Origin of the sequence: Nocardiopsis sp. LDBS1602 (assembly GCF_035818715.1) — a bacterium.
Lineage (GTDB): Bacteria > Actinomycetota > Actinomycetes > Streptosporangiales > Streptosporangiaceae > Nocardiopsis > Nocardiopsis alba.
The window spans coordinates 297,304-322,033 of the sequence record NZ_JAYLVW010000002.1 but is presented as its reverse complement, the minus strand read 5'-3'; the positions used below and the strand labels follow the sequence as shown (position 1 = coordinate 322,033).

The following is a 24,730-nucleotide window of genomic DNA, read 5'->3' as shown; positions in this document are numbered from 1 at the left end:
GCCCCCGCGGCCCGGCGCGCGCCCCTTACACCACACGGCGCTCAGTCGCCCCTCTGAAGCTCCACAGGCACGCACTGCTCACCCTCTTCGGGTTTGTCGGCGTTGCGCAGACCGCATCTTTGGATCACGTGCTGGCGCTGCCCACGTTCGGTGTCCTCGTTGTACCTCTCCGCGCCGGCCAGCACCAACTGCACCATCCGCCCGCCGAGCCAGTTCCCCCTGTTGCCCTCTTCACCCCCTTCATCTCCTTCATCCTCTTGGCCCGAACCGAACGCGATGTAGCCGGAGACCCCGGTGAACTCGGTGCCCCGGATCTCTCTGTAAAGTTCGTTCCGTTCCTTCTCGTACCCCTCGTCGGAGTTCAGGAAGGCGGAGCGATCCATCCCTACTCCTCTCAGGAGTTCTCGGGCCCATGACACGTTTCCTTCGGAACCCACCGACGACAGAGACCGCGTGACCACGTTCAGGGCGTCGTAGCCCACGACGGCGTGTGCGTAAGAGGGCGCCTTCTTGTTGCCCCCCTCCTCCTTGACGCTCGCCTTCGGATCCTCCTCGGTGGTCTCCTCTTCGCCCTCCTCCGGCTCCTTCTTCACGCCCTGGGACTCTGCGACCAGCCCCCGGACCTCGTCGTAGAACTCCTCGTCATCGGTCCCGGCGTTCTCATCACCGTTCTCGACGCTCTCATCATCGGCCCCGGAGCCCTCCTCAGCCTGGACGCCCCAGGAATCACTGGGCGCCAACGGCGTGTAGAACACCCGATGACGCTCGGAATTGCCCTCGATCAGCACTTCCTCATCGGAGATGAACTTGGAGACGTCGTCGCCCCCCAGGATGGTCATCTCCCCTCTATGACAGGCCTCCCACGCGGACTTCCGGAACTCCTCGTAGAACGCTTTGAAGTCCTGAGCACGCCCCGCGTAGTAGAGCAGTTCCGGTGGCTCCTTCGGGGCGCATACCTCCTTCACCACCTCACGAAGTGTGGGCCCGCCCCCCTCACGCTCCTCCTGGTAGAGCAGAACGCCCGCCTGCTCGGACTCGCCCAAGTCCTCGGAACCCCTCCACGGCTCTCCGTCGAAGCCCTCGAAGAAGTCCATGAACCTCTCGGCCAGGTGTGGGCCGTACTGCTCGTGTTCCTTCTCGCCCCCCCGGGGGAGGCGGGTTGTGGGCGATGGCCACCGCGGTCGCGTGGGCGGGCAGGCCCTCCTCCGAGTCGCCGTCCTTCCAGGAGGCCCCGTGCCGGGCCCAGTAGGCGGCCTGCTCGGCGATCCGGCTGTTGGAGGGCGCGATCGGGAAGTAGAACCCGCTGTGCCCCCAGGGCTCGGACAAGGCCACGTCGTCGTAGGTCGCGGTGGTCCCCACGATCGGGATGAAGGCCTCCGAGATCTTCTGTATGGCGGTGCCGTTGGGGACCAGGCTCTGCCCGAAACCGACCGCCGCGATGGGACGGTCCATACCCGACCGTTCGTTCCTCGCCCTTCTGACGATCTCCTCCGCCGTGGTCTCGGCGTGTGCCCAACCCTCACCCGCGTTGCCCAGGAGCAGCTTGATCATGGGCCTGTCCCCGGAGTCCTCGTTGTGCTCTCTCTGCGCCAGGGCCATCCCGAAAAGTTCCCCTTGGACCCCGGCGAGGGCGTAGTCTTCCTTGCCTTCCTTGCCTTCCTTGGTCGAAGCGCTCATGTCCGCCATGTGAGCGATCGTGACGTAGGGTTCTCCGCTCTTGTCGACCTCCTCGTTCTGCTCCCGGATGAGTTCGATGACACCGTCCAGCCGACCATGGAACCTGACTTCGCCATAGGTCACCCCGACGCATTCCTTGGCGCCCGGACCACCCGATGAACGGTCGACCCTGAAGATGCCCCGTGGTTTGGTCACCCCTTCACCGACGCAGAATCCCATCTTCGTCTGAAGGGGGTTCACGACCTCCTGAGAGAAGAGCACGAGCGCGACGACCACGGCACATCCTCCGAGCGCACGGGTCGCCCAGGCGGATCGGGTCGGGACCCAGGCGGGCGGGGTGTGCCATCTCCGCTCCCGGGCCTCCCGGGCCAGAGGCGCGACCTTCGTCGTCAGGACCCGGGAGACACCGAGCGTTCCGGCCAGATGGCGATCGCGAAGCCACGCGCGGACCTCTCGTGAGGTCTTGGCGGACCCGTCGTACTCGGGCAGGTGACCGTACCTGGCGCTCTCGATCGACTCCGAGACCAGCGCGGGGCGCTCACCGTCACGGATCTGGACCAGCAGTAGAGGGTCGGGAAGCGCACGCCGCAGACGCTCGTCCTCGATCAGGCGGACGAGGTAACGACCGACCGGGCCGAGCTCACGCTGGTCGTAGATCAGCACCGGACGCGCGTCCCGCGCACCGCCTCGCCACAGCGATGAGGCCCCGTAGAGGCGGTGGAGGTCGTCGAGCAGGGCGCTCACGGCGATCCGGTGGGCGGGGGGCGGAAGCGTCCCCTTCTCTCCCCTGCCGGCTCCGAGCCTGCCCGTGTCACGGTCGGGGTGGTGAAGTTCGTTGAAGAGGTGAACGCCCAGGACCCGGGAACGGCCGAGACGGCCCGTCCCGGTTCCGTCCGAGCTCTTGCGCGCCCCCTCGTCCAACGTGCTCCGGTAGTCGCCGAGCCACAGGTAGGAGCGCCAGGGGAGGAAGAAGAAGAACACGGTGAGCAGGTACACGGCGGCCAGGAGGAACCCGGACGCCAGGGAGACGAGGTCGTTGAACCGCTGGGCGACTTCGTTGAGCCGCTGGGCCGCCAGGCCGAGGAAGGCGAAGGGGGTGGCGGCCACGATGAGGGAGACCAGGAACGAGAGCGGGGTGAGGAGCTTCTCGTCGAGCAGGCCGAAGGTCGCCTTCTCGGACACCCGGGTCACCCACCGGGAGACGGCCGTGGCGCTCCACGCCGTCCTGCGCCAATGCACCAGGGCGCGCTTGTACAGGAGCCTCCAACGTCGCCCCCTCCCGTCATCGGTGGACGAGGAGGCCTCCTCCAGGGCCCGGTCCCGCTGTTCGATGGCGGCCTCCAGGCGCGCCTCGCGCAGCCTGCCGATCACCTCGATCTGTGAGCGACTGTCGTTCTCCAACCGACGGTCCGGGTCTCCCCTGCCACCGTCGTCCTCGTTCGAGCCGAGGCCGCAACGGTGCAGCCACAGGAGGGAATGCAGTCGGGGCAGGCGTGGAGAGGGCGGGAAACGACGGCGCCGGGGCGGGACGAGCTCCTTCCGGCCCTCCACACTCCGTGTCCAGGCGAAGCCGCCGTCCACCAGGCTCCCGATCAGCTCGTAGAGCTCGTCGGTGGTGACGTCGGCCTCGGGACCCTCCCTCTCTCCGAGAGGAAGGGCGGGGGCCGGACGAACGACCTCGTCCGGCGCGGGTCGAGACCACCGGGACAGCAGACGCGACCGCCGGAGGGAGGATCTCTTCGCGGGTCGAGACCGGGAGGGGTTCTCCGCGTGCTCCTGGTCCTCCTCGACCTCGATTGCGGCGGTCGGGTCCCCCAAGGGCAGGGTCCAGACCGGACCGACCGCACAGCTCTCCACGAGCATGCTCCGGACCCTCGCGCGGTCGGAGTCCCGGTCGAGGACCAGGTCGAGCACGGGAGGGGGCTCGGCGAGGTCGCCGCGTTGGAGGGCGCCACGCTCCGGAACGAGACGACGGGTCGCGCGGGAGGCCATCCTGCGCAGGGCCCGGTCGCGGCTCCGGGACGGACGCCTGCGCAGTTCGTCGAAGATCTGAAGGAAACGAGGCCTGTCCTTCGAGGCCCCCAGGGTCCTCACGGGACTCCGCTCATCGGACTTCCGGTCGGTCACGTCACACCCCCTCCTCCGCGATCGTGGCGCTCGTCACCTTCAGCGGAGGCCTTATTAGACAGCAGGGGTGCCCGATTCGCACCTAATGGACATGAATAACCATTGGCCTATATCGGCCAGAACCATCGATTGTGACGATCCCTTACATCGGTCACGTTTTCTCACGCCCCTGATCCCCGCCCTGACCGGCGGTATCACCCGTCCCACCACTACCCTGATCGGTGTGACCGAGATTCAGATTCCCGCGAACCTGCTGCCCGCCGACGGCCGTTTCGGGAGCGGCCCCTCCAAAGTCCGCGCCGCCCAACTCGATGCCCTCGCCTCCTCCGGAACCCACTACCTGGGCACCTCTCACCGGCAGAAGCCGGTGAAGTCCCTCGTGGGTCGAGTCCGCGCCGGCGTGCGCGACCTCTTCTCCCTCCCCGACGGCTACGAGGTGGTGCTCGGCAACGGCGGCACCACCGCCTTCTGGGACATCGCCGCCCACGGCCTGCTGCGGTCCAGGTCCCAGCACCTGGCCTTCGGCGAGTTCTCCTCCAAGTTCGCGAAGGTCGCCGGAGGCGCCCCCTGGCTGGAGGAGCCCACGGTCATCTCCACCGACCCCGGCAGCCACGGCGAGGCCGTCGCCGAGGCCGGTGTGGACGTGTACGCGCTCACCCACAACGAGACCTCCACCGGTGTGGCCGCGCCCATCAAGCGGGTCGCCGGCGCCGACGAGGACGCCCTCGTGCTCGTGGACGCCACCAGTGGCGCGGGCGGTCTGCCCGTCGACATCACCGAGACCGACGTCTACTACTTCGCCCCGCAGAAGAGCTTCGCCGCCGACGGCGGCCTGTGGATCGCGATCATGTCGCCCAAGGCGCTGGCCCGGGTCGAGGAGATCGCCGCGAGCGGTCGCTACATCCCCGAGTTCTTCTCGCTGACCACGGCGGTCGCCAACTCCGCCAAGGACCAGACCTACAACACCCCGGCCGTGGCCACCCTGCTGCTCCTGGCCGAGCAGCTGGAGTGGATGAACGACCAGGGCGGGCTGAAGTGGACCGTGGCGCGCACCCACGAGTCCTCCTCCATCCTCTACAACTGGGCCGACCGCACCCCGGTCACGTCGCCGTTCGTCACCGACCCGGCCAAGCGTTCCCAGGTGGTCGGCACCATCGACTTCTCCGACGAGGTCGACGCCGCCGAGATCGCGCGGGTCCTGCGCGCCAACGGCGTCGTGGACACCGAGCCCTACCGCAAGCTGGGCCGCAACCAGCTGCGCGTGGCCATGTTCCCGGCGGTCGAGCCCAGTGACGTCAACGCCCTCACCGAGTGCGTCGACCACGTCCTGACCAGGCTGTCCTGAACCGGTCCCACACCATTGGAGAATGGAGGCCGACCCGCCGCACGTGGGTCGGCCTCCTCATCTCACTTCCGCTCATCGCTTGTCTGGACGGTTCGACTGTGCGCAGGAACAAGAAGGAACCCCCCATCAAGATCATCTCCCACCGGGGCGCCTCGGGTCATCGGCCCGAGCACACCCTGGCCTCCTACGAACTGGGGGCGAGGCACGGTGGCGACTTCATCGAGATGGACCTGGTGGCCACCAAGGACGGTCACCTGATCTGCCGCCACGAGCAGGAGATCGGCGACACCACGGACGTGGCCGACCGTCCCGAGTTCGCCGACCGGCGCACCACCCGGACCATCGACGGCCACACGGTGGAGGGTTTCTTCGCCCAGGACTTCACCCTCGCGGAGATCAAGACCCTGCGCGCGATCGAGCGCATGGGGAAGATCCGCCCCGAGAACGCGGTCATGAACGGCGTCTACGAGATCCCGACGCTCCAAGAGGTCATCGAGCTGGCCTTCTCCCTCACCAAGGAGCTGGGGCGCCCGATCGGGATCTACCCCGAGACCAAGCACCCCGCCTACCACGTGTCCCAGGGCCTGGACCTGGAGCCGCCGCTGATCGCGGCGCTGCGCGAGGCGGAGCTGGTCGGCGAGGAGCCGAAGGTGCCGGTCTTCCTCCAGTCCTTCGAGGCCGAGAGCCTGCGCCGGCTCGCCGAGACCGGGGTCCCCCTCGTGTACCTGATGGGCACCGAGGAGCACTGGCTGCACTACACGACGCCGGACGGTCTGGCCGAGGTGGCGACCTTCGCGCACGCCATCGGCCCGCACAAGAGCCTGATCGTCCCCACCGACGAGGAGGGCGCTCTGGGCGAGCCCACCGACCTGGTGGAGAACGCCCACGCGGCCGGTCTGCTGGTGCACCCCTACACCTTCCGCAGCGAGAACCACTTCCTGCCCACCGACCTGCGCTCGGACGGCGACCCCAAGGACTACGGGGGTTTCGCCGCCGAGTACGAGATCTTCTTCGAGGTCGGCGTGGACGGGGTGTTCACCGACTTCTCCCGGCACGCCTTCCTGTGCCGCGAACACTTCCTGGACCCCCAGCCCGTCGACTAGCTCGACCGGGGAGGCGCCCGGGGCCGGAGCCGGCCCCGGGGGACCTCATCGGGCGTCACTGCACGTCGAACTCGTTGCCCTCGGGGTCCCGCATGGTCACGTGCGAGGCCCCGGGCTCCTCGACCTCGGCGACCACGGTGGCGCCCAACGCCTCCAACCGGGCCACCTCCTCCGCGCGCCGTTCCGGCCCCACGCGCAGGTCCAGGTGCACGCGGTTCTTCACCGTCTTGGGCTCCGGCACGCGCTGGAAGAGGACGCGTCGCCCCAGCCCGGCCCCGGTGAACCCGTGCACCGGGTCGTCCGGGTGCCGGATCACCGAGATCGCGACCCAGGCCTTGCGCCCGTCGAGGAGCGTGTAGTCGTCCTCCCCGGCCAGCCCTTGGGCCACCACGTGGTCGATGAGGGCGCTGTTGTCCTCGCGTTCGTAGCCGAGGGCCTCGGCCCAGAACCCCGCGAGCGCGATCGGGTCGGCGCAGTCCATGACGATCTGGTAGTCGAGTGCCATCGTTTCTCCTGCGATACGTGAGCGACGGATGCGCCGCTCCCTCGCCCCCGTCCTACCCGGAGGCACCGACGTTCCGGGCTCAGCCGCGTCGGGCCAGCACCACGATGCCGCCGATCAGCACGACGGCCACGGCCGCGCCGCCCAGGATGAGCGGAAGGGCCCCGATCGAGTTCCCGGCCCCGGCGCTCTCCGGCTCCTCGGCCTCGTCGCTCGCGGCGGCCTCCTCCTCGACGGCGACCATCTCGGGGAGCTTTCTCCCTTCCAAGGGCACCCGCCAGACCGGGGAGTTCATCCCTTCGGTACCCGCCATCAGCGCCGTCCCGTCCGGGGTGAAGGCCACCGACTCGCCCTGTTCCATCTCCGGCAGGTCGAAGGAGCCCAGGGAGGACCCCGGGACCCCGTCGGAGGCGTCGTAGATCGTCACGCCCCAGTAGGTGCGGATCGCGTAGCGGGTGCCGTCGGGGCTGAACGCGGCGTCGGTGGCGAACAGCGGGGCCGAGTCGATCCGGGACAGGACGTTCCCACCCTCGGGGTCCAGGTTCTCGGGTGCCGCGTACACACCGCCCGCGAACTCCTTGGACACCACGTAGAGCCGGCCGTCGCGCGGGTCGATCATCATCCCCTCGGCGTCGCGGCCGCCGTCCTCGTAGGTGAAGGTCAGCACCGACGGGTCCAGGGTCACGTCGGCCAGGACCTCGGGTTCGACGAAGTGGTATACGCGGACCTCGGTCCAGCCGCCCGCGAAGTTGTCGCCGATGTCGCCCACGAACACCTCGGGCTCCCCGCCCGGGCCTTGGGCCAGACTGATCGCCTCCCAGTCCCGCAACTCCACGTTCAGGGTGACGGTGGCGAGGGTCTCCCCCTCCTCGTTCACCGCGAACACCTCGGGCAGGAAGTCCCCGCTGTCGTTGTGGGTCCACCACACGCCCTCATGGCGAAGCGAGGGGGCGATCCCACTGGACTCGGCGATGCGCTCGTCCTGGAACTCGAAGGCGATCTCCGACCCCTCCGGGCCCTCGCCTCCACGCGGGTAGTCCAGGCCGCCGGTCCCGTCGTCGGGGGCCTCCGGGTCGGCCGAGGCGGGGGCTGCGGGCGCGAGGGCGAACAGGGCCGCCGCGGCGAGGGCGAGAGGTCTTCTCATGCCCGCCATCCTGCCAGGGGATCCGACGGGGGGCTTGTACCCGGGTGCGAACGGGCACATTCGCTTACAGAGCGCCGTAAGGAGAGACTCCATGAGGATCGTCGCCTGTCTCAACGGTGATCGCCGGCCGGGCGCCCACCCCTCGCTGCCCGTGTCCGTCGACCAGATCGTGGCCGACGCCCACGCCGTGGTGGAGGCGGGCGCGACCGCGATCCACGTCCATCCGCGCGATCCCGAAGGGGCCGAGTCACTGGAACCATCGGTGGTGTCCGCGCTGATGGAGCGGCTGCGCGCCGACGGTCCGGACGTCCCGGTGTCGTTGACCACGGCGTTGTCGGCCGAATCGGACCCTTGGAGACGCTACGACCTGGTGCAACGGTGGGCGTCCCCGGCCTTGCCCGACTCGGTTTCGGTGAACCTGCACGAGGCCGGTTCGGTGGATCTGGTCCATCTGTTGGGCGACCGCCGGGTGGCGGTCGAGGCCGGGGTGTGGACGGTGGAGGCGGCCCGCATTCTGATCGCCACGGGGCTCGAGGTGGCGTCGGTGCTGGTGGAGCCGACCCAGGTCGGGGTCGATGACGCCCGGCGCAACGCGGAGCGGATCGAGTCCCTGCTGGACCGGGCGAAGGTGACGGCGCCCAGGACCCTGCACGGTTCGGACGCCACCGCCTGGCCCATGTTGGAGACGGCCCTGGACATCGGCCACGACATCCGGATCGGGCTGGAGGACACGATGCGGCTGCCGGACGGCTCGGAGGCCTTCGACAACGCGGCCCTGGTGGCCCACGCCGTCGGATTGGCCGCCGAGTCCTCTTAGAGCTCCGCGATCCGTTCCTCCAGGCGCCGCTCCGTGGCGGTGAGGGTGTCGATCCGCTCCCGGACCGCTTGAAGGCGCTGTTCGTACAGGGCGACGGCCTCGGCGCAGGCGGGCTCACGGACCAGGTCCAGTTCCAGGCAGGCCTGGAGCTCTTGGACGTCCTCCGAGGTCAGTCCGGACTCCAGCAGGAGCCGGATGTTGCGCACCCGCTCCACCGCGTCGGCGCCGTACTCCCGGTAGCCGTTGGCGGACCGTTCCGAGGCGAGCAGGCCCCGCTGTTCGTAGTACCGCAACGACCGCGGGCTGGCCCCGGTGCGTTCGGCGAGCTCTCCGATCCGCATGCCGTCCCCCTCTCTCCTCGAACCGGACGCCAGTCTACGAAAGTGTGTCCTCCCGTACCGTTCCGACCTGACCGGACGTGGGGAAACGCCGGACGGAGAGCGCCATGGCGACGAAGGCGAGCAGGCCGATCGCGGTGGCGGTCGCGGCCACCCCGGCCCCTCCCTGGGAGGAGACGACCACGCCGCCGAGCGCTCCGGCCACGGCCGTGCCCACGTAGAGGCCGCCGGTGTTGAGGGCCAACGCCTCGGTCCCCTCCTCCCCGGCCAACCCCAGCAGCCGTGCGCTCATCGGCGCCGCGAAACCCCAGGCGGCGAACCCCCACAGCGCCAGCACGGCGGCCAAGGACCACACGGGGACCGCTCCCCCGCCGAGGTACCCGAGCGCGGCCAGGGTCAGGCTGGTCGCGATCATCCCGGCGAAGGAGACGAGCAGGACCCGGTCGGCGCCCCACCGGTCGGTGGCCCGACCGCAGACCATGGTCCCGACGGCCCCGGCCGCGCCGACGACGGCGATCAGGGGGGCCAGAGCGACCCCTCCGGCGCCGGTGAGGTCGCGGGTCAGGGGCGCGATGTAGGTGTAGACCATGAACCCGCCGCTCGCCCCCATGACGGTTCCGAGCACACAGGTCAGGATGGCCGGTCTCCCCAGGCTGCCCAGTTGGTGCCGGAGTCCGGCCTCCGGCGCCCCGTCGAGGGCGGGCAGACGTGAGGCGGCGATGGCGAGGACCGCGCCGGTGAACAGGGCCACGGCCAGGAAGGTCGCGCGCCAGCCGAAGAGGGAGCCCAGGAGGGAGCCGATCGGCACTCCGAGGAAGAGGGAGACGGTCAGCCCGGCGGCCACGGTGCCGACCGCGCGTCCGGTGTGCTCCGGCGCGACCAGTCGGGCCGCCATGGAGAAGGCCACCGGGGTGAGCACCGCCGCGATCAGGGCGGCGACCACCCGCATCACCAGCAGGGACGCGTAGCCGGGGACGAGCGCGGTCGCGAGGTTGACGCACGCGAACAGGGCGAGCCCGGTCAGGAGGAGGGCGCGGCGGGGCAGCCGGGCGGTGGCCACGGCCAGCACGGGGGCGGCCACGGCGTAGGTGATCGAGAAGACCGTCACCGCCTGTCCGGCGGCGGCGACCCCGATGTCGAGGTCGCGGGCGATGGCGGGTAGAAGGCCGGCGATGACGAGGTCGTCGGTCCCGACCGCGAAGGCGACCAGGGCCAGGTACCAGGGTGCTCCCGAACGGAGCGTGTGCGAGGACATGCCGGCACGCTAAAAGCCTGACACCTGTGTCAAGGTCAAGCCCGAGGGACGCCGGCCGGACCGGTTCAGCCGAAGAAGGAGCCCAGGACCACGATCAGCATGATCGTTCCGAGCACCACGGGCAGCAGCCAGCGCTGCTTGCGGTTGTTGGTGAGCATGCTCATGACGTGCCCCGCTCCGGTGCTCGTTGGGATTCGCCACCCCAGGTTAGCCCCAGGGTCCGGGCGCTCCGGCAGGGGTCCGACCCGTGCCTTCCTGTCCGAAGGGCCCCGAACCTCATGGCCGGGCGGATCCTCACGGTCTACGCGGGATCGCCGCTCGCCGGGCCGCGCCCGGACGTGAGCAACCACACCGCCCCCGAACGTCCGAAGGCCGCTGGCCCGGATGCCGCCCGTCAACGCGATCGTCCGCTCCGGTCATCGGGGAACGGACGCCGGGGGAACGCGGCTCTGTCGATGAAGCGTCGCCGGTGAGGGGCGCGTGTTCGGCGTGGAAAGGTCGCCCGCGAGGTCCCACGGAGGGCTCATATGTACCTCGATCGGCGCTTGGTCCCACCGAGCGGTTAAAGTCCCCTTCGTCGACGTTGAGAGAAGAGAAGAACGGAACCGGTTCGTCTATGAGATCGCTGAACAGAACGGTGCTCTGCGTCGCTTCGGTTCTCCTTCTTTCCTCCTGTGGGACCCCCATGGAGGCGGTGGTCCATGAAACCGACACCGAGTACTTCCGGCCTCCTCTGACCCTGGGGGATCTGGCCGCGGTCGAGGAATTCCTGGCGGAGAGCGGACGGGTCGTGGAGGAGGATCTCCTGGTCTCCTCGGACGGAGCGGTGGCTGTTCTCGCGGACGAGGTCGTCTCCGTGGCGATGGACCCCGTGGAGGAGGTCTGGAGTTACCCGGCCGAGGACATCACGGATGTGGGGGTGACCGCCGATGGGGCCTCCGTCGTCGTCGAGTACCGCGAAGCACTGGGGCCGATCGAATCCGTGTGGACGGTGGTGCTCGGCTCGAAGACCGGGAACGTGCTGGATTCCCATCGCGCGTGGGGTTCGGCTTCGGAGGGCATCGGTGAGCTGACCGAGGACTCCAGGGTCCGGGTCGAGCAGGACGCCGTCGTGGCCTCCTCCTCGTTGGCCGGAAGCGAGGCGCTATGGGAGCGGGACCTGAGCCGGGCGTGTGCCTCCGGAGGTCCCCGAGAGGTCGGGGTGGCCACTCTGGAAAGGAGAGTGCTGGCTTCGTACGCGTGCCCGGGCGAGGGGACGGTGCACGTCGAGGCGCTGAACACCGGGACCGGGGAGACGTTCTGGGAGCATTCCTGGAACGGCGACTCCGTTCCCGAGGTTCGGCCCTGGCTCTCCAAGGAGGTTCCCGGCGACGGTGTCGAGCCCGTGACGACGATGTTCGCCGACGGCGCCACCGGTCGGACATCGATTCTCGCCCTTCAGGCGAATGGCTACGCCCCCGAGGTGCTCGATCCGTGGAGGGCGATCCCGGATCTGGACGAGTTCATCGAAAAGCCGCTGATGGACATGGATCCGGCCCCGGAACGGATCATCTTCACCGACGATCCGAATAAAATGAGGCATTTCATGATCGTTCGTTCGATTCACGCGCTCGTCGAGGACGAGAGTGTCCCCTTCTCCGAGGACGACGTGGACGAGAGCCTCAAGATCGAGGGTGAGCTCGCCGAGAACCCGATGCAATGGGAGACCGCGATGGAGGCCCACGTCTTCCCCTTGAGGGATGAAATCGAGTCCGCCCTGTTCTGACCCACCGCGGAGAGCCCCGGCGCACGGGGACCTCTCTTACGCCATCAGGGTCGGAGGCCCTACGGGGCAAGGGTTCCGGTGTCGCCCGGGGTTACCCTGTCAGCCCTACCCCCTGCACGAAGGCCGGCACAGTGAACGAACCCGTGATCGACACCGCCACCGCGCACTCCGCCCGAGTGTGGAACCACTGGCTGGGCGGCAAGGACAACTATCCCGCCGACCGCGAGGTCGGCGACCACATCAGGGAGATCTTCCCGGGCATCGTCACCGCGGCCCGCGCCGACCGGGCCTTCCTCGTCCGGGTCGTCACCCATCTGGTGCGCGAGGCCGGGGTCCGCCAGTTCCTGGACATCGGCACCGGCCTTCCCACGGCGAACAACACCCACGAGGCCGCCCAGGCCCTGGCCCCCGAGTCCCGCGTCGTCTACGTCGACAACGACCCCCTCGTGCTCTCCCACGCCCGTGCCCTGCTCACGAGCGCTCCGGAGGGGACGACCCACTACGTCGACGCCGACATGCGCGAGCCGGAGAAGGTTCTGGCCGCCGCGCGGGAGCACCTGGACTTCACTCGGCCGATCGGTCTGACCATCATGGGCACCCTCGGCCACATCGCCGACGACGCCACGGCCCGTTCTCTGGTCCGGGCCTACGTGGACGCCCTCCCCTCCGGTAGCCACTTCGCCGCCAACGACTCCACGAACACCTCCGCGGAGGTCGTCGAGGCCGCCGAGCACTGGAACGCCAACAGCGCCGCTCCGATGCACCTGCGCTCTCCCGAGCGCATCGAGGAGTTCTTCGACGGCATGGAGCTGTTGGAGCCCGGCGTGGTCTCGGTGTCCCGCTGGCGCCCGGACACGACCGACGCCGGTGTGCCCGAGCACGTCGACCAGTACGGCGGGCTGGCCCGCAAGCCCTGACCTCGGGCTCCACTCATATCCGCTACCGTCCGGACGTCTCCCAGGAGCGGACGGCGCGGTAACGGCTCTCTCCCACACGGCGGCTCTCGACGAGGTCGATCCGGTCGGAGCGCCAACCGGCCCGGGGCGGCGGGCCCAGTGTGCGCAGGATCCGCTCGGTGACCAGGGGCGGGCGGGCGCGGGCCAGGGTCAGGTGGGGAACGAAGGGCCGTGACTCGACCCGGCCCCCGGCCGATCGGGCCGCCTCCCGTAGCCCGTCCACCAGCCCGATGAGGTGCTCCCCGGTCACCCCCGCCCAGACCACGGAGGCGCGCGGGGCGCTCAAGGGGAAGACCCCCCAGCCGTCGAGGGAGAGGTCGAGGGGTGGATACCCGTCGAGGACGTGGTCGAGGGCCTCGAGGAGGCCGGGCATGAGGGCGCCGTCCACCTCGCCGAGGAAGAGCAGGGTGAGGTGCCATTCCTCCCGTCTGGTCCACTTGGCCTCCGGCACCCGCCGTCGGACGTGCCGCACCGCGCGGTCCAGGGTCTCGACGACCTCCGGGGAGGGCCACAGCGCGACGAACGACCTCATGCTCTCCTCTTTCTCCACCGCTCGACCCCGAGTAGGGTCTTCGAGTCCCTCCCACCTTTCCAGTGAGCAGCCCTCATGTCCGTTCTCATCTGCGTTTTCGTCGTGCTGACCGTGGCCGCCATGGTCCGGATCGCCGCCGGCTTCGGTTTCGCCCTCGTCGCGGTCCCACCGTTGGCGCTCCTCTTGGACCCGGTGAGCGCGGTCGTGGTCGCGGCGACGCTGGCGGTGCCGTTGAACCTGTGGGTCATGGCGCGCGACCGCGCGTACGTCGACCGGAGAGGGGCGTCACTGCTGGTGGTGTGCACCCTGGCGGGTGTCCCGTTCGGGTTGTGGGCGCTCAACGTCCTGTCCGAGTCGACCCTGTTGACGCTGATCGCGGCGTCGGTGGTGGCGGGGACCCTGCTGGTGTGGCGCCGGGTGCGGGTCCCGGGCGGGATGGTCGCCGTGGCGGGCATGAGCGCGTTGTCGGGCGCCTCGTTCGCGGCGACGGCGATCGACGGACCGATCCTGGTGGCCGGTCTCCAGGGGTCGCGGTTGGCCGACCTGGCGCCCCGGGTCCAGCGGGCCACGCTCGCCGTGGCGTTCTCCGCGACGAGCGTGGCGACACTGGTGGGTTTCGTGTTCGGCGGTCAGTTGACTCCGGAGGTGGGCGGGCTCGTCCTCTCCGGCGCCCCCGCCCTGCTGATCGGCACGTTCATCGGAGAACGGCTGTTCCGGAAGTTGGACGCCGAGCTCTTCCGTCGCACGATCCTGGTGCTGCTGTTGGTGAGCTCGGTGTCCGTGGTGACCCGTGTGGTCACCGCCTGACCGTTCTCTCGTCCTCGTCCTCGTCCTCCGCGGTCGACGGCTTCTCCGGAGGACGTGGCGTCTCGGGGATCACCTCGTCCGTGGGGGCATCCAGGGTGCGCGCGGCCCCGTCCGTTCCGGTCGGTTCCGGGCCCGTCTCCCCCTTCTCGGGGACCTCGACGGTCGCGGCGTCGGACTTCCGGGACAGCAGGTCGCGCACCCTCACCTCCTTGACCCGCATGAGCAGGGCGGAGAGCACCCCGACCACCAGGACCGTCACCACACCGCCGACGATGAGGCTGACCCGGGGGCCGAAGGCGTCGGCGAGCAGGCCCACCACCGGAGCCCCGATCGGCGCCACGCCCATGAAGACCAGCAGGAACATGCTCATCGCCCGTCCCCGCATCCTCGGGTCGACGCTGAGTTGGAAGGTGGCGTTGAGCGTGGTCACGTAGGTCATGAAGAGCACGCCCATGGGCACCAGGACCACCACGAAGGACACGTAGCCCGGCATGAGGCCCGCGAACACCTGGGCCGCTCCGAACCCCATCGCGCCGATGAGGACCAGCCGCAGCCGGGGGTGCTCGCGTCGGGCGGCCAATAGCGCGCCGGCCAGAGCACCGACCGCGAGCGCGGCCGCCGCCACGCCGAAGGCCTCGGCTCCGTTCTCGAACACGTTGTTGACCACGAGCGCGATCTGGTTCTGGCTGTTGGCTCCGAAGAACTGCACCGAGGCGGCCAGGATCAGCAGCAGGACGAGGTCGTGTCTGCCCCCGATGTAGCGCAGGCCCTCGCGGATCTGCCCCTTGCCACGCGGTACGGGCTCGGTGGGGTTGAGCTCGGCCGTGCGGATCATGGTCAGGGCGACGATCGTGAAGGCGAACGAGGCGCCGTTGATCATGAAGACGGGGCCGCTGCCGATGGCGGCGATCAGCAGACCGGCGATGGCGGGGCCGGTGACCCTGCCGAGCTGGAAGCTGGCGCTGTTGAGGGCGATCGCGTTGGGCAGGAGCTCACGGTCGACCATCTCCGGCACGAAGGCCTGACGCCCCGGGTTGTCGAGCACGGTGATCATGCCCAGCCCGAAGGCGAAGAGGTAGACGTGCCAGACCTGGGCCGCGCCCAGGGTGGCCAGGACACCGAGGCCCACCGCGAGCACGCCCATGGCGGACTGGGTGAGGATCAGCAGTCTGCGCTTGTCGAAGCGGTCGACCATGGCCCCGCCCCAGAGCCCGAAGAACAGCATCGGCAGGAACTGGAGGGCGGTGGTCATGCCCAGCGCGATCCCACTGCCGCCGCTGAGCTGGAGGACCAGCCAGTCCTGGGCGATCCTCTGCATCCAGGTGCCGGGGTTGGAGACCAGTTGACCGAGGGCGTAGATCCGGTAGTTGCGGACACCGAGGGAACGGAACATCGCGATTCGTCGCATCATCCCCTCCCCGCGGGAACGTGTCCGTGGAGGGAGGCTGAAACCACCACCGCGACGGTGGTGTGAGGGGCGAGAAGAAGTAAACGGCGTTGACTCATCACTCGAGCCAACGCCGTCCACGGTCGTTCTCATTCCCCCGACACACGGGTTCGAGCCCGATGTGCCGGAGGGAACACCCTGGTGATTCGGGAGGAATCAGCCGATCAGCGCATAGATCGGCGCCTCCGCGAAGTGGATCAGGAAGACCACCGAGATCAGCCAGAGCAGCGGGTGCACCTGGCGGGCGCGACCGGTCACCATCATGACGAAGGCGTAGGCGATCAGACCGAAGCCGATGCCGTTGGCGATCGAGTAGGTGAACGGCATCATCGTGATCGCCATGAACGATCCGATGGCGATCGCCGGGTCCTTGAAGTCGATGTTGGTGACCTGGGTCAGCATCATGAAGCCCACCATCACCAGCACCGGGGTGGCGGCGTGGAACGGGATCAGGCTGACCAGCGGGGTGAAGAACGCCGCGATCACGAACATGAAGCCGGTGACGATCGGGGCCAGACCCGTACGGGCGCCCTCCGCGACACCCGCCGCGGACTCGGCGTACAGCGTGGCGACCGAGGCCGAACCCATACCGCCCAGGACGGTGCCCAGGGAGTCGGCGACCAGCACCTCGCGGGTGCCCTCGATGTTGCCGTCCTCGTCGGCCAGGTCGCCCTGACGCGCGACGCCGACCATGGTGCCCATGGTGTCGAAGAAGTCGGCCAGCAGCAGGGTGAAGATCAGCATCAGGACCGTGGCGACCCCGACGTCCGACCAACGCGCGACGATGTTGAAACCACCGTCGGTGAAGAGGAGGAACAGGGAGACGTCGGGCATGGCGACGACGTCGCCGAGGCTGCTCGGCAGGCTCGGGACGATCGCGCCCCAGCCGAGACGGTCGCCGCCGTCACCGAAGACCGCCTCGACGATGATGGCGAGGACCGTGGTGATCACGATGCCCAGGAGCAGGGCGCCCCGGACCTTGCGCACGTAGAGGGCGATGCTGATCAGCAGGCCGATGACGAAGATCAGGATGGGCCAGCCGTTGAGGCCGCCGTTACCGAGCTGGACCGGGGTGCCCTCGCCCGCCTGGACGAAACCGGCGTTGGCCAGACCGATCATGGCGAGGAAGAGGCCCACGCCGACGGCGATGGCCACCTTGAGCCCGGGCGGGATCGCCGCGAAGACCGCGGTGCGGAACCCGGTGAGCACGAGGATCAGCAGGACGATGCCCTCGATGATGATCAGCAGGAAGACGTCCGCCCAGGGCATGAGGGGCGCGATCCCGTAGGCGACGACCGCGTTGAGCCCCATGCCCGCCGCGATGGCGAAGGGGTAGCGGCTGACGATGCCCATGAGGACACAGGAGATCGCGGCGACCAGGGCGGTCATGGCGGCGACCTCGGGGATCCCGAGCAGGTCGCCGTTGACGTCCTCGGCCGTGCCGAGGATCAGCGGGTTGAGGACCACGACGTAGGCCATGGCGAAGAAGGTCGCCAAGCCACCGCGGATCTCGGTTCCGAGGGTGGAGCCCCGCTCCGTGATCTTGAAGTAGGCGTCCAGGGGCCCCGCAGGGGCTCTGCGGGTGTCCGAGGAGGAGGGAGTTGGTGCGTTCACGTCATCAGCCTGACCTGGTCATGTTACGGGACAACGAGGATTCGGGGCCAGATTAGTTGCATCTTCATACAACCCGGGACACACCTTTCGCACGAGATTCATAGGAATCGCCATATGGTCGGATGACCTGCTCATGGGATGTGACCAACGCATCTCCGCTCCGACCTCGCGGTACGGTCCACCTCACTCTCCCGAAGGCCGCACCGGATAGCCTGAGGCCGTGCGTACACCTCGCCGGCCCGACCCGGAAGTTCACGAAAGCGACTACCGAGTGCCGGCCGCCATCGGCACCATCGCGTGGGCGGTCGCCCTCGTCGTGCTGCTCGCCATGGGCGACGGGCTCCCCGCCTCGGAACGGTGGTGGATCGGCGTCTGTGTGACCGGAATCGCCCTCGGTGTCTTCGGTTTCCTCTACATCCCCCGTCTGTTCCGTAAGCGGGAGAACGCGGCGGAACGCGCCGCCGATCGGGCCGAACGTCGAAGCGGAACCTCCTGACTCACACCCTCGCCACCACCGGGGCACCGCCGGCCTGACCGATAATGGGCGGGTGTCTGAGACAGAATTCCCACGCGCTCTCGCCGACCGCCTCCGCGGCATCCTCATCGATGCCGACTACACGGTGTCCGGGGTCCGCGATCGCCTCGGCGACGCCGCGGCCAAGGCCCTGGCCCGCGAACAGCTGGTGCCCGCCCTGCGCGCCACCGGCGGGGAGGAACGTCTCGGGCTGCTCCTTCGCCTGTGGTGGCTGCGCAGCCCCATCCCGCTGCGCGCCGCCGCCGCCATCCTTCCCGTGGACGAACTCGTCCGGACCGGGCTGGTCACCGTCGACGAGGGCCCCGAGGGCCCGGTCGTGCGCGCCCTGGTCCACCTGGGCCCGTGGGAACTGGAGGACGACCGTCCCGGCTTCGTGGTCTCCGACCCCAAGGTGCGTCCGGGCAGCGGCGACGTCCCCGGTCACGACCACGTCGTCGGCGCGGGCGGGGCCTCGGCCAACCTCTCCCGGTTGATGGTCGACGGGCCCTTCGAACGCGCCCTGGACCTGGGCACCGGCTGTGGTGTCCAGGCCCTGCACCTGGCCTCCCGGGCCCAAGAGGTGGTCGCCACCGACCTCAACCCGCGCGCCGTGCGCCTGGCCGGGATCAGCCTGGCGCTGTCCGGCATCACCGACGCGCGTCTTCTCCAGGGGTCCCTGTTCGAGCCGGTGGAGGGCGAGCGCTTCGATCTGATCGTCTCCAACCCCCCGTTCGTCATCACCCCGGAGACCGCCAGATTCACCTACCGCGAGTCCGACCTTCCCGGCGACACCGTCTGCGCCGAGCTGGTCCGCCAGGCACCGGCCCACCTCACCGAGGGCGGCTGGGCCCAGTTCCTCGCCAACTGGACGCACACCGACGGCGACGACTGGGCCGACCGCGTCGGCGGATGGATCACCGGCACCGGCTGTTCGGGCTGGGTGGTCCAGCGTGACGTCCAGGACCCGGCCGAGTACGTGGAGCTGTGGCTGCGCGACTCCTGCGAGCACGGCACCCCCGAGTACACCCGCCGTTACGACGCCTGGTTGGACTACTTCGAGCGCGAGGGCATCAAGGGCATCGGTTTCGGCTGGATCAGCCTGCGCAACGACGTCGCCCAGGACGCCACCGTCCGGGTGGAGGAGCTGCGCCACGAGGTGGAGCAGCCGGTCGGCCGCTACCTTCCCGACGTCGTGGACGGGGCGATGACCGCCCACCGCCTCACCGACGCGGCGCTGCTGTCCGCCCACGTGGCGCTCGCCCCGGGCGTGATCGAGGAGCGTGTGGCCGTCCCCGGGGCCCCCGACCCGGAGAAGATCCTGCTCCGCCAGCGTGAGGGCGCCCGTCGTGTGGCGCGGGTCGGAACGGTGGAGGCCGCCCTGGCCAGCGTCTGCGACGGCACCATGCCGGTGGGGCCGCTGCTCGACGCCATCGCCGAACTCATGGGCGAGGACCCCGAGATGATCCGCGAGCGCACCCCCGAGGCTCTGCGCACCCTCATCTCCGAGGGCTTCTTCCGGGTCGCCCGCTGATCACGAGGGGCCTGGTGATACCCCTCCCGACCGGGTCCGGATAGCGTGAACGCATGACCGCCGCTCCTCTCGCACGTGTGCACGCGCTCACCGTCCATCCCGTGAAGGGGTGCGCGGGCCTGACCCTGACCACCGCCCGACTCACCCCCGCCGGTATCGCCCACGACCGCGAGTTCATGGTGGTGGACGACGCGGGGACCTTCCGCAGTCAGCGCAAGGACCCTCGGATGGCGCGGATCGTCCCCGGCCTCTCCTCCGACGGCTCCCGGCTCTCACTGTCCATCGACGGACGCACGCCCATGGACCTGGAGACCCTCGTCGAGGGACGCCGTCTGGACGTGACCGTGCACGGAAAGCCGTTCCAGGGCGTCGACCAGGGCGACGAGGCCGCCGCGTGGTTGACGGAGGTCCTGGAGGCGCCGAGCCGTCTGGTGCGGGTGCCCTCCGATCACCGGCGCGTGACCGGCGGCCTGATCGCGGGCACGGCCGGTTTCGCCGACGGCCACGCCGCGCTGATGACCTCGTTGTCCTCGCTGGACCTGCTCAACGAACGCGTCCTCGCCTCCGGCGGCTCTCCGGTGCCCATGGAGCGTTTCCGCCCCAACATCGTGGTGTCGGGCTGGGACGATCCGCACACCGAGGACCGGGTGCGCTCGGTCCGCGTGGGCGGGGCGGAGCTCGGCTACGCCAAGGTGTGCGTCCGCTGCGCGGTCACCACCGTGGACCAGACGACCGGAGTGCGCTCCGGCCCCGAGCCGCTGCGCGCCCTGGCCGGCTACCGTCGGGTGGACACGGGCGGTGTGGCCTTCGGGTCGAAGTTCGCCGTGACCGCCCCCGGGGCGGTGGCCGTGGGGGACCCGGTGGAGGTCACCGCCTGGGACGACCCCGAGGAAGGCCTGGGAGAGCGGCTCCTCGCCGCCCTCGGCCGAGGCCCCCTCCCTACTCCAGGTCGACCTCGGTGAGCAGCCGCGCGGCGGCCGAGGGGTCGCGCAGGACGGCCGCCAACAGGTGACGACGCGACCATCGTCCGGCCCGCAGGGCCAGCGCCCGGGCCAGCCCCTCGGCCCCGGAGGCGTGCACGGTGCCGTCTCCGACGTACCAGTCCACCTCGACCCCGTCCACGACGAGCCTCTCGTGGTGCAGGTAGGTGCGGTCGGCCCGTTCCGCGTCCGCGAGGAACGGCTCCATCTCGTCCGGCACCGCCCTGACCCGACCGGCGGAGGTCACCTTGCCCACGACGATCTCCGAGGCCAGGTCCAGGTCGAGTACGTCGGCGAGGCGTTCGGCGACCTCGGTGGCGGCCAGGACGACCGGCCGTTCCTCCAACAGGGGCAACAGGTCGGGCGAGTCCACCACCACGACGTCATCGGCGTCGGCCACCACGATCCGGCCCTCCCCGACCGCCCGCACCAGGGTGGGCGGTGAGACCAGGTCCGCGTCGACGTCGGCCAGCGCCGTCCACAGGCGGCGCAGGGACGCCCGGTCGACGTGCCGCTCCGGATCGGCCATGCGGGCCAGCAGGTCGTCGGGCCCGTCCGGGTCGGCGAGCAGTTCCTCCAGCGAGGTCCGCACCCCCAGAGCCCGGGCGAACTCCGGGTCCACCTCGGCGGGCACCTCGTCGTAGAGTCCGCGCAGCGCCGGATCGGCGTCGGCGGTGCGCAGCTCCACCGGCGCGTGCCCGCCCAACAGCGCCCTGCTCCGCAGCCACCAGGCGGTGTAGGAGGGCAGGTCCACGACCCGACCGTCGGGCATGAGCAGTCGGGCCGGTTCGGTGACGGCCTCGCGCAACGGCCCCGTGGCCAGCATCTCCAACGCCCGGGGCCAGGCGTCGTCGGCGATGTAGTCCAGGTCGGCGACGCACACCAGCTCGGGGACGACGGGGGGCAGGTCCGGATCGCCGAGCCGTTCGACGACCTCGTCCGCCCACTCCTCCAGCCCGTCGGGCCCGCCCTCGCCGGCGGTCCCGTCGAAGGCGGACGCCGGGTCCTCCCCCAGGGCCACCTCCTCGGCGCGGAGCACGGTGAGCTCCCAGACGGCCCCCACGGCGCGCAGGGCGTCGATCCCGTGGCGGTGGACGAGGTCCTCGTGCACGGTCCCGAAGGGCGCGTCCTCGGCCAGCAGGTCGGCGAGCGGGGCGCCGGGGACGAGGAGCTCGGCGGCGATCGAGTAGCCGTCCTCGTCGTCGCGCAGGGCCAGCTCGGAGAGCCAGGGAAGATCCTCGACCGTACTGCCGGAGGCGGCGACCAGGTCCAGGACCGCCTCGGCGATCGGCTCGGGGTCATCGGCGTCCAGCGAATCGCGTACCGCCGCCTCGGTGCGGGGGTCGGCCAGCACCGTGGCGGCTCCGGCCTCCACGGCGCCCAGACGCAGCAGGAGCGGATGCGCGGCCTCGGGGTGGACCACCCGCACGCCCAGCGTCGCCAGGGCGCCCGGGTCGATACGGGTGCCGTCGGCGTCGGTGGTCTCGGTCCAGTCGTCGGTCGGCGACAGGAGCGAGCGCGGACCTCGGACCAGGCGACCGTCGGCCAGCGGCACCGGCAGGGCCCCGAGTTCGTCGAGGTCGGCCCCACCGGTCCCGGCCGCGGCCAACGCCGAGTAGAGCGAGGACCACCAGGCCGGCGGGCGTTGGACGTCGGCCAGCAGGTCGGCCAGGTCGGCCAGGCCCAGGCGGCGCACCCTCAGAGAGGCCGGTGCCGGATGGCGGGGGCTCAGGTCCCCCGACAGCAGCGGCGGAACGAGTTCGGCGAGCCGATCGACGAGCTCCGGAGCGCCCGAGGAGCCACCGGTGTCGAGCAGGACCGCGTCGCGCGGGGCGATCGGATGCCCTGCGGCGGTGGCCAGGAACGGGGTGTCCTGGAGCGGTTCGGCGACCCTGGCGCGGAAGACGGCGTCGATGGCGCCGCCGCCCACCCGGGTGGCCGGGACCAGGTCCAGGGCGGCCCCTGGGGCGAAACGGCGCAGCAGGGCACAGTAGGCCTCGGCGGCCTCCATGAGCAGCAGGTCGGTGGCGGCACCGGGACGCACGGCCCGCCGGTCCGACCCCAGCGGGAAGGTGCCGATGAGGACCGCGGGCAGGTCGAGTTCGGTGTCGGTGGGTGTGGGCGCGTGCACGACGCTCTCGACGTCGGCGGGCAACGCGCCGATTCCGCCGTCCTCGTCGACGGGGACCGCCCAGGTCAGCGACCACGAGGTGCGTTCGCGTTCCTCGGTGGGCCGTTCCTCCAGGTGTCGGGGGTCGAACTCCCCGGAACGTTCGATGACGCGCCAGTGCGTGACCCGCGTGCCGCCCCCGTTCCGGTGGGTCGTGATCAGGTCGCCGCCGACGGCCTCGTCGCCGTCCTCACGGGTGAGGACGCGTTCGACGCCATCGACCACCACCCGCACCTCGGACAGCCCGCCCAGGGCCAGCATGAGCGCCTCCCCGGTGCGGTCCAGAAGCTCCCGAACGCGCTCACCCGAGCGTTCGTCGCGGAGCACCAGGGTGATGACCGTGTCGTATCCGCCCTCGGGGTGTTCGGGGCTGACGTCGGCCGGGAAGGGCAGCCGCAGCATGGGCACGTGGCCGGAGCGGCGGGCCACCTCGTCGGCGAGGTCGGCGTGGGTGCCGTCGGCGTCGACCAGGTCGGCGAGCACGGCCCTGGCGCGCTCGGCGCTGAAGTGCACGGCCGAGCCGGCGGAGTCCACGATGACGTTGTCGCTGAGCGCCACCACCGCGGAGAACCCGACCCCGAACCGCCCCGCGGAGCCGTGGTCGTCGCGTTTGGCGGAGGCCCGCAGAGTGGCGAGCGACTCCACCCCTTCGACGGTCAGGGGCTCACCCGTGTTGGCCACGGTGAGGCGATCCCCGTCCAGGGCCAACAGGAGGCGCCCGGGCACTCCGGCCCGACGGGCCGCGTCGGCGGCGTTCTGGGCCAGCTCGACGACCACACGGTCGCGGTAGCCGCCCAGGCCGAAGTCCTCCTCGGCGTTGGCGTCCTCCCGAAAGCGCGCGGGGGCGTCCGCCCACGCCGAGAGCACACGTCTGCGCAGTTCGGCGGTGTCGTAGGGGTCGTTCGCCACGGAGTTCACCGGCTCGGCCATGATCGTCTGCTCCTCGCGCGGGTGCGCGTTCCGGTCGGTCCGGCGCGCGGACGCGCACGGGCCCGGCAAGGTGAGTGTGGTGGACAGCTCGACCCTAGCCCACGCGCGGCCGGAGACGGCCTCGGGCCGGGACATGGCGTGTACGCGTCAGGGCCCCGTCGCGAAGGCGACGGGGCCCTGTTTCCGGGTCCTGGTGGATCGGCCCGTCGTGGCTCAGGAGTCGGAGGTGACCAACTCCAGCTCGGCGGTGTCGTCGAAGACGATGTGGTCGTACCCCATCTCGTCGACGACCGGCGCGACCGGCTCGTTGCGCGGGCCGGGTCGGCGTACTTCGGAGTGGGCTCCACAGCCGTGGTCGAGCGAGACGACCTTGCCGTCGTCCGGGGCGTACTCGTTGGTGCACACACCGAACATCTGGCGCAGCTCCCCGGCGAGCGGGGTCATGAAGCCACAGGTGCCGCACCGTGCGGGGGCGGCCGTGGCGATCGGACTGCGCGGGCCGGCGTCGCCGTTGTACCAGCGCTCCGCGGCCTGTTCACGGCCGGTCTCGGAGAGGACGTGGCGTCGGCCCAGACCGAGCTCCCACACCATCTGCTGGTCCATGCCCTCGGCGTCGAGTTCGCCCTCGGGCACCTGCGTGTAGCCGGGGACAAGTCGTTCGTCGTCCTCGTCGGTGGGGAGAAGGTCCCCGACACCGACGTCGCCCGGGCGCAGTCGCTCCTTCCAGGGCACCCACGCGGGCGCGGTCAGCGCGCCCTCGCCCGGCAGCAGGACCACCTCGTTGACCGTGACCTTCTTCGCGCGCGAGGCGCGCACCACGGTCACGGCGTAGGTCCACCCCGGGTAGGCGGGGTCCAGGCACTCGAAGTAGTGGGTGACCAGGCGTGTGTCCTCGACCTGGGCGGTGAGATGCTCACCCACCCATTCGGGTCGCCCGACCTCCGCCGCCACCGAGCGGGCCAGATCCACCGCGTCGATACATGCCTTGTCCGGTACAGGAGAACGTCGAGAAGGGCTCACGTTCCCCATTCTCACTGATCGGGGGCACCGATTTGACCACAACGAGGGTCAAGGTTCGTCCGATACACCGTCCGAGCCGGGTCCGACAGGCTCATGGACCTACCGGAAACACCCTGGCCACCGCGTTCTCCGCGTGTCGCACCGGGTCCGGAACGG

20 protein-coding genes are annotated in these 24,730 nt (G+C 70.2%); 9 read left to right on the top strand and 11 right to left on the bottom strand.

Annotated elements, in window-relative coordinates:
* Window positions 1-41: 41 nt before the first annotated feature.
* Entirely contained in the window at window positions 42-1,094 is a 1,053-nt protein-coding gene (locus U9J66_RS09540; RefSeq protein ID WP_326337535.1) for a hypothetical protein, read from the bottom strand.
* Window positions 994-3,804, bottom strand: a complete 2,811-nt coding sequence (locus tag U9J66_RS09535; protein WP_326337534.1) for a hypothetical protein — start codon at window positions 3,802-3,804, stop codon at window positions 994-996. Before U9J66_RS09535 ends, U9J66_RS09540 begins: the two co-directional genes overlap by 101 nt.
* A gap of 223 nt (window positions 3,805-4,027) precedes the next feature.
* On the opposite strand from U9J66_RS09535, the gene serC reads away from it, so the two are divergent.
* Window positions 4,028-5,149 carry a phosphoserine transaminase gene (gene serC, locus U9J66_RS09530; protein ID WP_014913366.1) on the top strand — a complete coding sequence of 374 codons (1,122 nt, stop codon included), beginning with the start codon at window positions 4,028-4,030 and terminating at the stop codon, window positions 5,147-5,149.
* A 98-nt stretch (window positions 5,150-5,247) separates the two neighbouring features.
* Window positions 5,248-6,252, top strand: a complete 1,005-nt coding sequence (locus tag U9J66_RS09525; RefSeq protein ID WP_014910194.1) for a glycerophosphodiester phosphodiesterase family protein — start codon at window positions 5,248-5,250, stop codon at window positions 6,250-6,252.
* 55 nt (window positions 6,253-6,307) lie between these two features.
* Here U9J66_RS09525 and U9J66_RS09520 read toward each other — a convergent pair whose 3' ends face one another.
* Together U9J66_RS09520 and U9J66_RS09515 are read right to left on the bottom strand one after the other, a co-directional pair.
* Entirely contained in the window at window positions 6,308-6,757 is a 450-nt protein-coding gene (locus U9J66_RS09520) for a VOC family protein (protein WP_014911579.1), read from the bottom strand.
* 79 nt (window positions 6,758-6,836) lie between these two features.
* Window positions 6,837-7,898 (bottom strand): hypothetical protein, encoded by a 1,062-nt coding sequence (locus U9J66_RS09515; RefSeq protein ID WP_161110693.1) that lies wholly within the window; start codon window positions 7,896-7,898, stop codon window positions 6,837-6,839.
* Between the two features lie 91 nt (window positions 7,899-7,989).
* Between U9J66_RS09515 and U9J66_RS09510 the strand changes: the two genes are divergently transcribed.
* Window positions 7,990-8,715, top strand: a complete 726-nt coding sequence (locus U9J66_RS09510) for a 3-keto-5-aminohexanoate cleavage protein (RefSeq protein WP_014908185.1) — start codon at window positions 7,990-7,992, stop codon at window positions 8,713-8,715.
* On the opposite strand, the gene U9J66_RS09505 is transcribed toward U9J66_RS09510, so the two are convergent.
* The gene (locus U9J66_RS09505; RefSeq protein WP_017533257.1) at window positions 8,712-9,056 is read right to left on the bottom strand and encodes a MerR family transcriptional regulator; all 345 of its coding nucleotides are present in this window, start codon (window positions 9,054-9,056) and stop codon (window positions 8,712-8,714) included. The genes U9J66_RS09510 and U9J66_RS09505 overlap by 4 nt on opposite strands.
* A gap of 34 nt (window positions 9,057-9,090) precedes the next feature.
* A complete protein-coding gene (locus U9J66_RS09500) occupies window positions 9,091-10,308 on the bottom strand; it encodes an MFS transporter (protein WP_326337532.1) in 1,218 nt (405 codons plus the stop codon).
* 685 nt (window positions 10,309-10,993) lie between these two features.
* Between U9J66_RS09500 and U9J66_RS09495 the strand changes: the two genes are divergently transcribed.
* Window positions 10,994-12,073 (top strand): hypothetical protein, encoded by a 1,080-nt coding sequence (locus U9J66_RS09495; protein ID WP_326337531.1) that lies wholly within the window; start codon window positions 10,994-10,996, stop codon window positions 12,071-12,073.
* A gap of 131 nt (window positions 12,074-12,204) precedes the next feature.
* The gene (locus U9J66_RS09490; protein ID WP_326337530.1) at window positions 12,205-12,990 is read left to right on the top strand and encodes an SAM-dependent methyltransferase; all 786 of its coding nucleotides are present in this window, start codon (window positions 12,205-12,207) and stop codon (window positions 12,988-12,990) included.
* A 22-nt stretch (window positions 12,991-13,012) separates the two neighbouring features.
* Here U9J66_RS09490 and thpR read toward each other — a convergent pair whose 3' ends face one another.
* Entirely contained in the window at window positions 13,013-13,561 is a 549-nt protein-coding gene (thpR, locus tag U9J66_RS09485) for an RNA 2',3'-cyclic phosphodiesterase (RefSeq protein ID WP_326337529.1), read from the bottom strand.
* A 75-nt stretch (window positions 13,562-13,636) separates the two neighbouring features.
* Between thpR and U9J66_RS09480 the strand changes: the two genes are divergently transcribed.
* Window positions 13,637-14,368, top strand: coding sequence for a sulfite exporter TauE/SafE family protein (locus U9J66_RS09480; RefSeq protein ID WP_161110698.1), 732 nt, complete (start codon window positions 13,637-13,639; stop codon window positions 14,366-14,368).
* On the opposite strand, the gene U9J66_RS09475 is transcribed toward U9J66_RS09480, so the two are convergent.
* Together U9J66_RS09475 and U9J66_RS09470 are read right to left on the bottom strand one after the other, a co-directional pair.
* A complete protein-coding gene (locus tag U9J66_RS09475) occupies window positions 14,358-15,776 on the bottom strand; it encodes an MFS transporter (protein ID WP_036567672.1) in 1,419 nt (472 codons plus the stop codon). The two genes, U9J66_RS09480 and U9J66_RS09475, sit on opposite strands and share 11 nt — an antisense overlap.
* Before the next feature lie 195 nt (window positions 15,777-15,971).
* Complete coding sequence (locus U9J66_RS09470; protein ID WP_326337528.1) at window positions 15,972-17,429, bottom strand: NCS2 family permease; 1,458 nt, start codon at window positions 17,427-17,429, stop codon at window positions 15,972-15,974.
* Window positions 17,430-17,649: 220 nt separating this feature from the next.
* Here U9J66_RS09470 and U9J66_RS09465 point away from each other — a divergent pair, with 220 nt between their 5' ends.
* From U9J66_RS09465 to U9J66_RS09455, 3 genes are read left to right on the top strand one after another with little or no spacing between them, the layout of a single operon-like run.
* Complete coding sequence (locus U9J66_RS09465; protein ID WP_026124756.1) at window positions 17,650-17,925, top strand: DUF2530 domain-containing protein; 276 nt, start codon at window positions 17,650-17,652, stop codon at window positions 17,923-17,925.
* 52 nt (window positions 17,926-17,977) lie between these two features.
* Window positions 17,978-19,474 (top strand): DUF7059 domain-containing protein, encoded by a 1,497-nt coding sequence (locus U9J66_RS09460; RefSeq protein ID WP_014910585.1) that lies wholly within the window; start codon window positions 17,978-17,980, stop codon window positions 19,472-19,474.
* Between the two features lie 53 nt (window positions 19,475-19,527).
* Window positions 19,528-20,436, top strand: coding sequence for an MOSC domain-containing protein (locus tag U9J66_RS09455; RefSeq protein WP_326337527.1), 909 nt, complete (start codon window positions 19,528-19,530; stop codon window positions 20,434-20,436).
* Here the strand turns inward: U9J66_RS09455 and U9J66_RS09450 are convergent.
* Together U9J66_RS09450 and U9J66_RS09445 are read right to left on the bottom strand one after the other, a co-directional pair.
* On the bottom strand, window positions 20,414-23,554 hold the full coding sequence (locus tag U9J66_RS09450) for a sacsin N-terminal ATP-binding-like domain-containing protein (protein WP_326337526.1): 3,141 nt from the start codon (window positions 23,552-23,554) through the stop codon (window positions 20,414-20,416). The two genes, U9J66_RS09455 and U9J66_RS09450, sit on opposite strands and share 23 nt — an antisense overlap.
* 213 nt (window positions 23,555-23,767) lie before the next feature.
* On the bottom strand, window positions 23,768-24,523 hold the full coding sequence (locus tag U9J66_RS09445; RefSeq protein WP_026124753.1) for a DUF3027 domain-containing protein: 756 nt from the start codon (window positions 24,521-24,523) through the stop codon (window positions 23,768-23,770).
* Window positions 24,524-24,730: the final 207 nt, after the last annotated feature.

Coding starts and splice junctions, on each gene's coding strand:
- U9J66_RS09540 (WP_326337535.1), bottom strand. CDS start 1,094: ATGGACTTCTTCGAGGGCTTCGACGGAGAGCCGTGGAGGGGTTCCGAG.
- U9J66_RS09520 (WP_014911579.1), bottom strand. CDS start 6,757: ATGGCACTCGACTACCAGATCGTCATGGACTGCGCCGACCCGATCGCG.
- U9J66_RS09515 (WP_161110693.1), bottom strand. CDS start 7,898: ATGAGAAGACCTCTCGCCCTCGCCGCGGCGGCCCTGTTCGCCCTCGCG.
- U9J66_RS09510 (WP_014908185.1), top strand. CDS start 7,990: ATGAGGATCGTCGCCTGTCTCAACGGTGATCGCCGGCCGGGCGCCCAC.
- U9J66_RS09505 (WP_017533257.1), bottom strand. CDS start 9,056: ATGCGGATCGGAGAGCTCGCCGAACGCACCGGGGCCAGCCCGCGGTCG.
- U9J66_RS09500 (WP_326337532.1), bottom strand. CDS start 10,308: ATGTCCTCGCACACGCTCCGTTCGGGAGCACCCTGGTACCTGGCCCTG.
- U9J66_RS09495 (WP_326337531.1), top strand. CDS start 10,994: ATGGAGGCGGTGGTCCATGAAACCGACACCGAGTACTTCCGGCCTCCT.
- thpR (WP_326337529.1), bottom strand. CDS start 13,561: ATGAGGTCGTTCGTCGCGCTGTGGCCCTCCCCGGAGGTCGTCGAGACC.
- U9J66_RS09480 (WP_161110698.1), top strand. CDS start 13,637: ATGTCCGTTCTCATCTGCGTTTTCGTCGTGCTGACCGTGGCCGCCATG.
- U9J66_RS09475 (WP_036567672.1), bottom strand. CDS start 15,776: ATGCGACGAATCGCGATGTTCCGTTCCCTCGGTGTCCGCAACTACCGG.
- U9J66_RS09455 (WP_326337527.1), top strand. CDS start 19,528: ATGACCGCCGCTCCTCTCGCACGTGTGCACGCGCTCACCGTCCATCCC.
- U9J66_RS09450 (WP_326337526.1), bottom strand. CDS start 23,554: ATGGCCGAGCCGGTGAACTCCGTGGCGAACGACCCCTACGACACCGCC.